This window comes from Metabacillus schmidteae (assembly GCF_903166545.1).
In the GTDB taxonomy this organism is placed as follows: Bacteria; Bacillota; Bacilli; order Bacillales; family Bacillaceae; genus Metabacillus; species Metabacillus schmidteae.
Map to the genome: position 1 here is coordinate 4,148,756 of NZ_CAESCH010000001.1, position 14,298 is coordinate 4,163,053.

At 35.4% G+C, this 14,298-nt stretch carries 11 protein-coding genes; all 11 read right to left on the reverse strand.

The genetic code is table 11. The annotated features are described in order from the left end of the window. Positions 1-116: 116 nt before the first annotated feature. Complete coding sequence (mutM, locus tag HWV59_RS20365) at positions 117-941, reverse strand: DNA-formamidopyrimidine glycosylase (protein ID WP_175639885.1); 825 nt, start codon at positions 939-941, stop codon at positions 117-119. Positions 942-967: 26 nt separating this feature from the next. Then, on the reverse strand, positions 968-3,592 hold the full coding sequence (polA, locus tag HWV59_RS20370; RefSeq protein ID WP_175639886.1) for a DNA polymerase I: 2,625 nt from the start codon (positions 3,590-3,592) through the stop codon (positions 968-970). Positions 3,593-3,721: 129 nt separating this feature from the next. Then, positions 3,722-4,651 carry a protease modulator HflC gene (hflC, locus tag HWV59_RS20375; protein ID WP_102230713.1) on the reverse strand — a complete coding sequence of 310 codons (930 nt, stop codon included), beginning with the start codon at positions 4,649-4,651 and terminating at the stop codon, positions 3,722-3,724. Further along, positions 4,641-5,624 carry an FtsH protease activity modulator HflK gene (gene hflK, locus HWV59_RS20380; RefSeq protein WP_102230712.1) on the reverse strand — a complete coding sequence of 328 codons (984 nt, stop codon included), beginning with the start codon at positions 5,622-5,624 and terminating at the stop codon, positions 4,641-4,643. The genes hflC and hflK overlap by 11 nt, the downstream gene beginning before the upstream one ends. Before the next feature lie 311 nt (positions 5,625-5,935). After that, positions 5,936-7,705: a two-component system histidine kinase PnpS gene (pnpS, locus tag HWV59_RS20385; protein WP_175639887.1), complete on the reverse strand. Its 1,770-nt coding sequence runs from the start codon at positions 7,703-7,705 to the stop codon at positions 5,936-5,938. Next, entirely contained in the window at positions 7,698-8,417 is a 720-nt protein-coding gene (locus HWV59_RS20390) for a response regulator transcription factor (RefSeq protein WP_175639888.1), read from the reverse strand. Before HWV59_RS20390 ends, pnpS begins: the two co-directional genes overlap by 8 nt. Positions 8,418-8,629: 212 nt before the next feature. Further along, positions 8,630-9,106, reverse strand: a complete 477-nt coding sequence (locus tag HWV59_RS20395; protein ID WP_175639889.1) for a hotdog family protein — start codon at positions 9,104-9,106, stop codon at positions 8,630-8,632. Between the two features lie 396 nt (positions 9,107-9,502). Beyond that, entirely contained in the window at positions 9,503-10,441 is a 939-nt protein-coding gene (gene mdh, locus HWV59_RS20400) for a malate dehydrogenase (protein ID WP_175639890.1), read from the reverse strand. A gap of 135 nt (positions 10,442-10,576) precedes the next feature. Then, the gene (gene icd, locus HWV59_RS20405) at positions 10,577-11,848 is read right to left on the reverse strand and encodes an NADP-dependent isocitrate dehydrogenase (protein ID WP_102230707.1); all 1,272 of its coding nucleotides are present in this window, start codon (positions 11,846-11,848) and stop codon (positions 10,577-10,579) included. A 203-nt stretch (positions 11,849-12,051) separates the two neighbouring features. After that, positions 12,052-13,170, reverse strand: coding sequence for a citrate synthase (gene citZ / locus HWV59_RS20410; RefSeq protein WP_175639891.1), 1,119 nt, complete (start codon positions 13,168-13,170; stop codon positions 12,052-12,054). A 598-nt stretch (positions 13,171-13,768) separates the two neighbouring features. Continuing rightward, positions 13,769-14,230, reverse strand: coding sequence for a DUF441 domain-containing protein (locus HWV59_RS20415; RefSeq protein WP_102230705.1), 462 nt, complete (start codon positions 14,228-14,230; stop codon positions 13,769-13,771). Between the last annotated feature and the right edge of the window lie 68 nt (positions 14,231-14,298).

The window sequence follows — 14,298 nt, forward strand, 5'->3', positions numbered from 1 at the left end:
CCAGAGAATGTTAAAGAAGAATCGTTTTTTGAACATGGCTACCTTATGTACTCTAATCACTTTTTAGAATTACCGAAAAAAGGTAAAGATCACCTGTTGATGTCTTTACCCTTTTTTTACTTTTGGCATTTTGAACAAAAATGTGTCCCACGTCCACCGACAACCGTTTTGGTTAAAATTTGACCGCAATTTTTACAAGGTTCATTCGTCCGGCCATATACGTATAATTGTAGTTGGAACATCCCAATTTCACCTTGTGTGTTTACGTATGATCGGATAGTGCTTCCACCTTGCGCAACTGCTTCATCAAGAGTTTGAATAATTTCTTTATGCAATCGTTCATATTCTTGATTCGATAATTGTCCAGCTGTACGTTCAGGGTTTATTCCCGCTCGAAATAAGGCTTCATCCACATAAATATTGCCAAGTCCTACAACAACTGACTGATCAAGTAAAGCAGTTTTGATTTTCCGAGATGTTTTCGCTAATCGTTCTTTAAGATATTCTTTCGTAAATTGTGAAGAAAAAGGTTCGGGACCTAATTGAGAAAGAGGAGGACTTTGCTCCTCTTCTCCTTTTTTGAATAAATGCATTGTACCAAATTTCCTTACATCCCGGTATCTAAGCTCTGTGTTATCCGTAAATGTAAACAACACATGTGTATGCTTTTCGACTTCATCTTTAGGCTGATATAAGCCATATCTTCCTTCCATTCTTAAATGAGATACCAGAACATAGTCGTCCAAAATAAATTTTAAAAATTTTCCTCTACGATTCACATCAAGAATAGACTGACCTGCTAATGCATCCCTAAACTGTTCAACTTCTTCCGGCTTTTTAATCATTTTAGGCCAAAGAATGGAAACCTTTTTTATTTTTTTACCTTTTACAAGTTGAATCAGTGTTCTTCGTACTGTTTCAACCTCTGGTAATTCGGGCATGTATTCACATCCTTTTTACACTAGGGTTATTTCGCATCATACCATGAGTTCCCATAAGAATAATCTACTCTTAGAGGTACTATTAACTCGACTGCGTTTTCCATTACCTCCGGAACAATTTTTTCAAGAATAGCTACTTCCTCTTTTGGAGCTTCAAATATCAACTCATCATGCACCTGTAACAATAATTTCGTTTGCAGCTTTTCTTCCTTTAATCTTTCAGCCATATCAATCATGGCTTTCTTAATTATATCTGCTGCACTACCTTGAATAGGTGTATTCATTGCTGTTCGCTCTGCAAAGCTGCGAAGATTAAAATTACGGCTTGTGATTTCAGGAAGATATCTTCTTCTTTGAAGTATTGTTTTTACAAATCCTTTATCTCTTGCATCCGCCACAATATCTTCCATGTATTCTTGAACTCCTACGAATGTTTCCAAATAACGTTTAATGAATTCCCCTGCTTCCTTACGGGTAATACCTAGACTTTGTGATAGTCCAAAATCACTAATTCCATATACGATACCAAAGTTTACTGCTTTAGCTTGTCTTCTCATATTTGATGTGACTTCATCCTCTGATACATGAAAAACATCCATTGCTGTTTTTGTATGAATATCCAAATCATTTTGGAATGCGTCTACTAAATTTTCATCATTTGCAATATGTGCTAGTACCCTCAGCTCAATTTGTGAGTAATCAGCTGCAAAAATGACCCAATCCTTTTTAGATGGAACAAATGCCTGACGTATTTTTTTCCCTTCTTCTAATCGAATTGGAATGTTTTGTAAATTCGGGTCAATTGAGCTGAGTCTACCCGTTGTTGTTAACACTTGATTAAATCTTGTGTGTATTTTTTGTGTATCAGAGTGAACAACCTTTAACAATCCTTCAATATATGTAGATTGTAATTTTCCGAGTTGGCGATAGTGGAGTATATCCTTTACAATCTCATGTTTATCCTCAAGCTTTTCTAATACATCTGCAGAAGTGGAATAACCTGTCTTGGTTTTCTTCACAACAGGAAGATTTAATTTATCAAATAAAATCACACCAAGCTGTTTTGGTGAATTAATATTAAATGACTCTCCTGCATGTGCATAGATGCTTTCTTCTAATGTTTTTAACTGCTCAGTAAGATTTTTCCCCATTTCTTTTAATCGATCAACATCAACTTTAATACCAGTTGCTTCCATTTCAGCAAGTATGAATGACAATGGCATCTCTAAATCATATAATAGGGCAGACTGATCGTTATCTTCTAACTGATTAATGAGCTTTTCCTTTATATCAGATATAGCTAGTCCTTTTCGAACAAGATGTTCTCCTAACTTATCGCTTGCTGGAACTGAACGCTTTGCTCCTTTTCCATATACAACCTCGTCATGCTGAACGACTGATACACCATGTGCTTTAGAGACACTTGCCACATCCTCATAGGTAGCAGATGGGTTCAATATATACGCAGCAATTAATACATCAAAGTTTATCCCTTTTAATGAAATTCCCTTCCAACTAAGAGCTACGGTTGTCTTCTTTCCATCGTAAACTGTTTTCAGCTTGGTTTCATCTTCAGCCCATTCCTTGAATTGACTTGAATTCAGAGCAATGTCGGCAGGTATGTAGTAATGACCATGTTGATTTATGATGGAAAAGCCGTTTATATCAGCTTGATGATAGCTATCCTCCAATACTTCTGCGTAAAAAGTAGCTTCATCTGTTAATATTTCCTGTGAGAACTCACTGACGACTTCAAAGCTTATATCTTCTATTTCTTCTTCTGCAGCTTCGGTCCCCAGTTTATCCAACAATGAATTAAAGCCTAGTTCCTTGAACAGCTCTGTAACCTTTTTAGAATCAAATCCCTCATAATGAACTTCATCCAATGCTATAGTCAGCGGTGCCTCACAATCTATTGTAGCGAGCTTTTTACTCATTATCGCTTGTTCCCTGTTTTCCTCCAGTTTTTCTTTAAGCTTTTTCCCACCTACTTTTTCAATAGACGCCAATACATTTTCTAATGTATTGAATTCTGTTAAAAGTTTAATTGCCGTTTTTTCACCTACACCTGGAACTCCGGGAATATTATCAGATGTATCACCCATTAATCCCTTCATATCTATAATTTGCTCTGGAGTTAGACCATACTTCTCTTGGACAAAATCCGGCGTGTAAGAATCAACATCTGTAATACCTTTTTTTGTAATATCTACAGTTATTTTGTCCGTTACTAGTTGCGTTAAATCTTTATCTCCTGAAATAACCTTAACTTCATAGCCATCCTTCTCAGCTTGTCTAGACAATGTTCCGATAATATCATCTGCTTCGTAATTTTCCAATTCATACCGAGATACTTGGTAAGCATCCAACAACTCTCGAATGAACGGAAATTGCTCTGATAATTCAGGTGGAGTCTTTTGTCTTCCTCCCTTATATTCTTGGAAGGTTTTGTGTCTAAACGTTGTTTTCCCTGCATCAAATGCAACCAGCATATGTGTTGGTTTTTCATCCTCTAATATCTTCATTAAAATCATTGTAAAACCGTAAATTGCATTCGTATGTACACCTTTATCATTGTTTAGTAATGGTAAAGCAAAAAAAGCACGGTAAGCAATACTATTTCCATCAATTAATACAAGCTTTTTAGTCAATCGTTATCCTCCTCTATTTAAAACGAATTTCTATCGTATAACTCTTTGCATATTTAAAAAACCCCGGTTTTCCACTTCTATTTTATCATGACTACAAATAGAAAGGAAAATAGGGTTCTTTTTAGATGGTTATTGTTCTCCCTTTAGCAAGCTTGCATATGGTGAACTAAATGGAATAATGATGACTGTTTCTTCATCAATGGTTTGTTTATAGGATTGTAGTGTACGATACATTTCATAAAATGCAGGGTCTTTTGAGTAAGCAGTATTATAAATTTTTGCAGCTTCTTTTTCACCTTCACTTCGAATAACCTCAGCATCAGCCTCTGCCTTTGCAAGCATTTCTTTTACTTCTCGATCTGTTTCAGCAATAATACTGTTCTTTTCTGCATCTCCTTTTGATAAATAACCTTGCGCTGTTGATTCACGCTCTGAAATCATCCTTGTAAATACAGACTCTTCATTTTCTGAAGGCAGATCGGTTCTTTTCATGCGAACATCTGTTACAGCAATTCCATAGTTACCTTCTTCAAGTAAATTATTTACAATTTCTGTTACTTTATCATTTAGACTGCCTCTTGATGACTTTTCATCATTGATGATCTCATCGTAATTTAATTGCCCTAATTCAGAACGGACGGTTGAGAACACATACTCCGCCATTTTTGTTTCAGCATTTACGATAGATCTTGCATTCGCGATCATTTTCTTAGGATCATCTATTCTCCAAACTGTGTAATTATCAATGATTAGACGTTTTTTGTCCTTGGTATTAATTTCAGCTTCTTCCACATCATATGTCATTTGGTATTTAGGAAGTGTTGTGACAGATTGAATAAAAGGAATTTTAAAGTGTAAGCCCGGCTCCTCAATAATACGGACAACTTCCCCGAATTGGCGAACAACTTTATATTCATTTTCTTTCACAATGAATAGGTTTGTTAGGAGAATGACAAATATCGCAATAATAATTAGAAATATGATTCCTGCACGTAGATATCCCTTAAACGAGAAGGCAGGCTTTTTCTCTTCCATGCTTACTACGTTATCATTGTCCATTACTTTCACTTCCTTCCTTTTCAGTTGATTCTGTTTCTACAGGTTTAGCTGCTGCTCCATCTTTAATCGGCAAATACTTCATTGTATTACCATCATCCTCCATTATATAAATTTCAGCATTTGGCAGGACTTGATCGATGGTTTCTAAAACTAAACGTTTTTGTGTAATTTCTTTTGCATTCACATATTCATTATAGATAGCATTAAACTGAGCTACATCACCGCGGGCCTCTTCTATGCGAGCCGCTTTATCTCCCTGAGCCGAAGACATAATGGCAGCCTTCTCCCCCTGCGCTTCTTCAGTTCGTTTGTTACGGTACTTATCTGCTTCATTCTTCCTTGTATTCATTGTTTCACGAGCATCCGTTACATTCGTAAATGCTTTTCTTACTTCTTCATTTGGCAAATCAACATCTTGTAATTTAACAGCTAAAATCGTAATACCTATATCATAATTTTCGACTAAATTAGTTAATAATTCTTGAACCTGCTTTTCAATTTCTACCTTACCAGATGTTAAGGCATCATCTATTGTTGAGCTGCCTATAATACTTCTCAAACTTGCAGAAGTAGCATCCTCGAGCATTTCTGTTGGATTTTCTGCATTAAATAGGTATTTTCCCGGGTCAGTTATTTTCCATTGAACAACCATATCTGCTAATACGATGTTTTCGTCACCTGTAATCATTTTGGTTTCTTTTGGGAAATCCTCTACTTCTCCATCTTGAGTTTCTTTATAGCCAAACTGAAGACTGAATGTTTCCTTTGAAAGAACCTCAACAGACTGAATTGGCCAAGGATATTTAAAGTGTAAACCCGGCTCGCTAATACCTTCTTCAACTTCACCAAGTGTAATCATCACAGCTTGTTCTGATTCATCAACGGTATACCATGAAGTAAATGCAACAATTGCTAATAAAATAATTAATAAGGCAAAACCACTAATGGAAAAAATCCTTTTTAAACTTAACATGTATCCCCCTACCTTTCTTATGTTTATCTATTCTGTTGTGATACTTTATATACGTTTACATTTCAAGAAAGTTTCAAAGATTTCAAATTCAGGAGTATTTGTCATAAAAGTAAGGTTTTATCATTAGGGAGTAGTAGGAACCATTGAAGAAAATAAAAAAAGGGACGTAAGTACATGACTTACGCCCAAAAGATTGGCTCCTTGGATGAAGGGGTTTTCACTTAGTATAATACCAACCTTTTATTAAGCAATATTAAATTTGATGTAAATTAATTGTAAAGTCTGTCGAAAAAATGCCTAATTTCTTTAAATTAGTGGAGATTTTCTATTTTTTTATATAATTTTAAGGTAAAGGTCGTACCTTGGCCAACCTCACTTTCTACACTAATTTGTCCCTTATGTGCCTCAACTAAATGTTTAACAATAGCTAAACCTAATCCAGTACCTCCAGAATTTCGGCTCCTTGCCCTGTCAACACGATAAAATCGTTCAAAAATCCTCGGTATTTCTTCTTTCTTTATCCCTATTCCTGTATCAGACACTGTTACTTGTGCGTAATCATCATGTTTTTCAACGATTACATCAACAACTCCACCTTGTGGTGTATATGTTAGGGCATTGTTAATTAAATTAATAAAGATTTGTTTTAATCGATAAATATCGCCTTCTATATAAGTTAAATTATCGGGTAGAGTCACGTTTAATTTAATTTTCTTTTCTTTCGCCTTACCCTCAAGTATAACCGTAATGTCTTCCAATATTTCTCTTAAATCGCACGGTTGAATAGAGAGTTGAAAGCCTTGCTGTTCTACTTTCGATAAATCCAATAAATCTTGTATTAACGTTTGAAGTCGGTCACTCTCTTTCAATATGATCGAAAGGAAATACTCAGCCGTTTGTTTATCACTAAGAGCCCCATCTAATAATGTTTCACTAAATCCCTTAATAGAAGTAATAGGAGTTTTTAACTCGTGGGAAACATTTGCGACAAAATCCTTTCGCATTTGCTCCAATTTTTTTAATTCGGTAATATCGTGAAAAACAAGAACTATTCCTTTCCATTCATCATTCGTACCGATAATTGGTGCACCATATACTTCAAAATGTCTTCTCTCTATCTTAATCGGGAGATGTAATTGTTTCCGGACTTTCACTTCTGTCATAAAAATTTCTTCCACAGTATCAATGATTTCTTGGTGTTCAAAAGCATCATGGTACAGATGATAAAGAAAACTTGCTGAGTCTACCTCAAAAAGTTCCTTATATGCTCTATTTACTAAATTTATATACCCTCTACCATCAATTAAAATGAGTCCGCTCCCCATGTTTTCAATAAGAGTTTGAAGTCGGTCCTGTTGCATTTCTTGTGCCCTTGTCATGTCTTGAAGATTTCTTGCCAATATATTAATTGACTGACTCAGCATGCCTGTTTCATCTAGATGGTCTTCATATGTGCGAGCCTTATAATTTCCTTTTGCTAACTCCATAGCGACCTTTGTAGCTGATTCAATCGGACGAGTAAATTGTGAGGTAATACGCACACCTATTAGTAAAATAATAATAAAAGCAATTCCTAAACTGGCTATAAGTATTAGCCAAAACTGATGATTCACTTTTGTTAATGAATCTACTGATGAACTAACGAGAATGACTCCCTCACTATTTGCCCCTTCTTTTACTGGAAATCCATAATAAGCAACACCATGTGCCTGGTCTGTATGATAATATCCTTTTTTCTTATTTTTCATGACCGGATAGATGTTCTCCATTAAATGTTGATGGTCATGACTTTCTTTTAACATTCCTGCTTCATAAATAATTTTATTTTGATTTGAAATAACTGTTACGTGGGATTTGTAGTTCTTACCTAACTCATCAAGAAGTTGTTTAATCTCTTGATCTGTTAAATCTTTATTTGTCACAATAGATTGTGTAAGCTCTGCTTCTCTCATCATTTCCTCTTTAAATGAATTAAGGTAATAACTATTAAAGATTTGGCCTAACAATAAACCTAAACCTACCAATACCGATACAATCAATGTGATGAGAGCAAATAAAAATCGTGAGCGGAACCTACTCATTCATCTTTGGCTCCTCAAGTTTATAACCTAATCCTCTTATTGTTTTTATATATAATGGCTTTTTCGTATTTCTTTCTATTTTTTCACGCAAATGGCTAATGTGAACATCAACAATTCTAGTGTCGCCTGCAAAATCATAATTCCAAACTGCACTAAGTAGTTGATCTCTTGTTAGAACACGCCCTTTATGCTTAGCTAAATACACAAGTAACTCGAATTCTTTAGGTGTTAAATCTAGACGTTCCTTTCCATAATAAGCCTCATAGTGATCAGGCAAGACTCGTAAATCTGCTATTAATACCTGATTTGCGTCCTCAATCTCCTTTGATTCCGGCTCAGGATGTGAATGACTTCTTCTTAAGATAGCTTTTATCCTCGCTACAACCTCTCTTGGACTAAAAGGCTTGGTCATATAATCATCTGCACCTAATTCTAAGCCTAACACTTTATCAAATTCATCATCCTTAGCAGTAAGCATAAGAATAGGAACCATAAGTTTTCGCTGACGAAGCTGTTTACAAACCTCTATTCCATCCATTTTGGGTAACATTAAATCTAAAACCATTAAATCAGGTTCTTCATTTATACATAAGTGTAACCCTTCTTCCCCATCCATCGCTGTTAATACATGATAACCAGCTTGTTCAAGGTTATATTTTAATAGGGTTGATATTGATTGCTCATCATCTACTACTAATATTTTCTTACTCATTCACATTGCCTCCAAGGATATAATTTCCCTTCATTAGAACCAATCATTCCATATTATTACTCTATCTCTCTATTGTTTGTAGTTCTATTCTAGCGAATAGTATGGAGAAAGAGCAACTATTCGTTTAAATATGAGTAAAATATCTTTTAAAATGGAGTTTTGTAATTGTTAAAAAGCTGACCCATGATGAGTCAGCTTAATTATAACTTATTCTAAAAATTCTCTAATGCTTTTCCTTCAATTGGTGTTATTTTACAAGGAGGACAAACTGTTACTTTTCCTTCAAGGACAGTATCACCTTCATTATTTTCTGCTCGAACACGAATAATGATCTTGTTTTCTGAAAGAAACACTTCACTTACTTCAAACAGAAATTGAATAACACTATAATGATGCAATGGCCGAAGAAATGAAATCTCCTGTTTGGTAATATGACTTCCAGGCCCTGGTAGATACTTCGAAATCGCTGAAGTAATAATCCCTGTGAGCATGATACTAGGAACAACAGGCTTTTCGTAAGGTGTTTGAGAAGCATAATCATGTTGTATATACAGAGGATTTGCGTCATTTGTTAACCCTAAATAAAGGAGAAGGTCCTTGTCTTCAATCTTCTCTGTTAATGAAAGTTTTTCCCCAACTGTTATTTCTTCAATATGTCTGCCAAGCTTCCGTTTCTTTCCAAGAAGCATATTTGCACCACCTCATCAATTTTTATAAGGAAAAGCTTAGAAATTGTCAGTGAATTTTAAGTTTATATCATTTAATTTTGGCTGTTTTCACATACTTTGTTGTTTTTTATCGTAGTAAAGTTTAGTAATTAGTTCGTTCCATTGCGCTTCAGACAATCGCTTTCCGCGGGGAGGAAGCTGAGCCTCCTCAGCTTCGCTTGCGGGGTCTCAGCCTTTCCTCTACTTCCCGCAGGAGTCGATTGTCTTCCGCTCCATTCCACTATAGAAATATATAAATATTCATAAGCAACAATCTTAGCGAAAACAGCCTTAATTTTCTTACAAAGAAAAGACCTATTTATACTGTATAAAAAAGAAAATTGAGGTAAATCCCCAACTTTCTTTTATTTCTATTCGTCACGAAAGAATCTTCATTACATTTTGTACAGAATCAGCTGATTTCTTAAGAGCCGCTTTTTCCTCTTCTGTAAGTTCAAGTTCAATAATTTGCTCCAGGCCATTTCCTCCTAAGACAGTTGGAACACCTAGATAAATTCCATTAAACCCATATTCACCTTCTAGATAAACAATTGAAGGAAGGACTCGACGTTGATCTTTCAGAATCGCTTCTACCATTTCTACTAATGAAGCAGCTGGAGCATAATAAGCACTACCATTTCCTAAAAGATTTACTATTTCTCCGCCACCTTTTCTTGTTCTCTCTACAATAGCGTCTAAACGATCTTTAGGAATTAGTGTTTCTAATGGAATCCCGCCAGCATAGGAATAACGTACTAAAGGAACCATATCATCACCATGTCCCCCTAAAACGAATCCTGTTATATCTTTCACAGAAAGGTTTAGCTCTTGGGCAACAAACGTACGGAAACGAGCTGTATCAAGAACACCTGATTGTCCAATTACCCGATGCTTAGGAAACCCGGATTCTTTATAAACTGTATATGTCATAGCATCAACAGGATTTGTTAATACAATGATCGTACAGTCAGGAGAGTATTTTACAATTTCCTTTGTCACAGATTTCATAATACCAGCATTTGTTGAGACAAGATCATCACGGCTCATTCCTGGTTTCCTGGCAATACCTGCAGTGATCACAACAATGTCTGAATTAGCGGTATCTTCATAGTTTGATGTACCGATAATATTTGCATCAAATCCTTGGACTGGACTAGCTTCAAGCATATCCAAAGCTTTCCCTTTTGTTGGGTTTTCCATTTGAGGAATATCAACTAACACTACATCGGAAAGTTCTTTTTGACCTAATAATAATGCTGTCGTAGCCCCAGTGAAGCCCCCACCGATCACAGATACTTTTTTACGTTTAATTGCCATATCTAACATCCCCTTAATATGTATAGGTTTGGAAAAAGGGCTGCTTATGTGATTGAAATTTAAAATGTAACCATTCTAACCTTCCTTCACAACAGCAAACCCCCGTCATTTTTAGATAAGCATCAACCTTAAGTATTAGCCCATATTCTTAATTAATTCATCACCAAACTCAGAACATTTTACTTCAGTTGCACCTTCCATTAAACGTGCAAAGTCATATGTTACAACTTTTGAAGCAATTGTCTTTTCAACAGAAGTCATAACTAACTGTGCTGCTTCTGTCCATCCTAAATGCTCAAGCATAAGTACCCCTGAAAGAAGTACAGAAGATGGGTTAACTTTATCAAGACCAGCATATTTTGGAGCTGTACCATGAGTAGCTTCAAAGATCGCGTGACCTGTTTCATAGTTAATGTTTGCACCTGGTGCAATACCGATTCCACCAACTTGTGCAGCAAGAGCGTCAGAAATATAGTCACCGTTTAGGTTCATTGTTGCAACAACATCAAATTCACGCGGACGTGTTAAGATTTGTTGTAAGAAGATATCTGCAATTGAATCTTTAATAATAATTTTCCCTGCAGCTTCTGCATCAGCTTGTGCTTTATTTGCAGCATCTTTACCTTCATTTTCTACAATGCGGTCATATTCAGCCCAAGTGAATACTTTATCACCGAATTCTTTTTCAGCAAGCTCGTAACCCCAGTTTTTAAATGCACCTTCAGTGAATTTCATAATGTTACCTTTGTGAACTAGTGTTACAGATTTGCGGCCATGCTCGATTGCGTAGTTGATTGCTGCTCTTACTAATCGGCTAGTTCCTTCTTGTGAAACAGGCTTAATACCGATTCCGGAAGTTTCAGGGAAACGAATTTTGTTTACACCCATTTCATTTTTTAAGAAGTTAATTAGCTTTTCTACTTCTTCAGAACCTTTAGCATATTCAATACCAGCATAGATATCTTCTGTGTTTTCACGGAAGATGACCATATCTGTATCTTCCGGACGTTTAACAGGTGATGGTACACCTTGGAAATAACGTACAGGACGTAAGCAAGTGAATAAATCCAGTTCTTGACGAAGAGCAACGTTTAAAGAACGAATTCCTCCACCAATTGGTGTTGTTAACGGCCCTTTAATCGCAATTAGGTACTCGCGGATAACATCTAATGTTTCAGCTGGTAACCATTCACCTGTTTGGTTGAATGCTTTTTCTCCTGCTAAAACTTCTTTCCAAACAATTTGTTTTTCTCCATTGTATGCTTTTTCAACAGCTGCTTCTAATACGCGTGATGCAGAAGCCCAGATATCTGGTCCAATTCCATCACCTTCGATAAATGGAATAACAGGATTATTTGGTACGTTTAAAACACCATTTGTTACAGAAATTTTTTCACCTTGTGTCAAGAAAATTACCTCCCAGATTATGTAGTTTAATTCATATCTATTCTATCAATAGATATAAACATCTTAAAGTATAGGACTCTTATTTTTGGAAATAAAAGATTCCCTATTATTTATGATAAGTAGGTACCGATTCCATATAGCACCCCTCCTTTTTAAGAGGAAATGCTTCGGAATCAGGGATTCTACTTATATCCTTTGTTTACTTATCCACGTTGATCCATTGGAATATATGCTTGTTTATCAGGTCCAACATATTCTGCTCTAGGTCTGATTAAACGGTTATTCTCATATTGTTCTAAAATATGTGCTAACCAACCTGATACACGACTTACAGCAAAAATAGGTGTGAATAAGTCATGATCAATACCTAAGCTATGATAAACAGAAGCTGAATAAAAATCTACGTTTGGCGGCAATGGCTTTTTAGAAGTAACCAACTCTTCTACTTTAGTTGACATTTCATACCATTTTGGCTCACCAGTTAGTTTTGTTAATTTTTCAGACATTTTCTTCAAGTGCTTCGCTCTTGGATCTCCCTGACGATAAACGCGGTGACCAAAGCCCATAATTTTTTCTTTATTAGCTAATTTCTCATTGATATAGCTCTCAACATTTTCTACTTCTCCTATTTCAGAGAGCATTTTCATTACTGCTTCATTCGCACCTCCATGAAGAGGACCTTTTAATGCTCCGATTGCGGCTGTTACTCCAGAATATACATCTGATAAAGTCGCAACACATACTCGAGCTGTAAATGTAGATGCATTGAGCTCGTGATCCGCATGTAATACTAAAGCTTTGTTAAAAGCTTCAATTGCGATTTGATCTGGTTCTTTCCCAGAAAGTGTATATAAGAAGTTAGCAGCCATAGAAAGATCTGTTCTAGGTTCGATCGGATCTAAGCCTTTGCGGATTCTTGCAAAAGTCGTCACAACGATAGGCAACTGTGCCTGCAGGCGAATTGCTTTTCTGTAGTTTGCTTCTGGATCCATCACATCAGCTTCCTCATCAAATAAACCAAGTAAAGAAACAGCAGTACGAAGAGCAGCCATTGGGTGAACTTTATCGATAGGATATGATTTGAAGTTTTCAATCACTTGCTGTGGAATTTTTGCATTTTCAGCAAGTTGTTTTTTAATTTCTGCTAGTTGTTCTGAATTTGGAAGTTTTCTGTGCCATAATAAATAAACCACTTCTTCAAAGCTAGCATTCTCAGCTAAATCATCAATATTGTAGCCCACATACGTTAAAGTATCATCGATGATTGAGCTGACTGATGAAGTAGTTGCAACGATTCCTTCAAGACCTTTTGTTGCTGTCATTTAAAACCTCTCCTTTACCTTTTATTCCCCTTTTGTTTCATCCTAAAGTTTAAAAGATTTACACACAAGAAATATTATTGACTTAACTATTAATGGTATCCCTTATACAAGGAAATTTTTGCAAAATATATTCCAAACCATATATGAAAAGTCATAATGATTGTTCCTTCTATCAAGAATTCGTGTATTTAAATGCTTCCTTTTAAACTTCTAGACGATTGAGCGCTTGCTCACATGTAAGCACCGAAAAAGAAAATGCTTACATTTTTTATTATTTTGAAAAAACATCACATATGTAGTTACATGTGACTTATTTTATACTATCTGGTTAACAAGAGTTGAATTGATAGTATAATTAGTTTGCTAAAAAGCAAACTATCCCATTTCTTGCAGGCATTATTTTTGAAGCTAATCCTATTATAAACAATTATCTGACTTTTGTGAATGAAAACCACTTTAATAGTTAAAAATTTGTTAGAAAAATGTTTTTTTAAGGATTTCTTCATAAGAAACTATAACGCTATTAATAACATAACATAAATTTGTTATATTAGTGTATAGGTTTTTTAGGATTTATTAAACCGTTTTCTCTATTTTCTTAACTAAAAAGCTTCACAATTTGCATCGCGATATAAGCGATTCCTGCACCGATTAAAGGTCCTACTGCAACACCGTTAAAAAGCGTAACCGCGAGAATTGTACCAAAAACTAAAGCTGTTGTGATATGTGGATCCTCCGCAAGTAAGGTAAGACCATTTTTAGCAATTAGGGCAACAGCTATCCCTGCGCCTAAAGCTATCCAAGCATATGATGATTTTAAAGCATCAAGTAATTGCTTAAACCCAATTTCTCCTGTTGCAATTGGAACTAAAACAGCGATTGTGATAATCGTTACTCCCCAATTAATTCCCTTAGAGCCTATCGTAGGTAATAACTTAGATTCTAATCCTAGTATTTTTATTAGAAGTAAGCATCCTACCGCAAACAATAATGATTGATTTTTAGCTATAAATCCAATAGCCAAGAGGATAATTAAAAATAAAGTTGATTGACTAAACACGATAAAAAACCTCCAAAAAATAAATGACTTTTTTCACTCTTTCAGCTCTTTGTTTTTCTGTGGGCTTG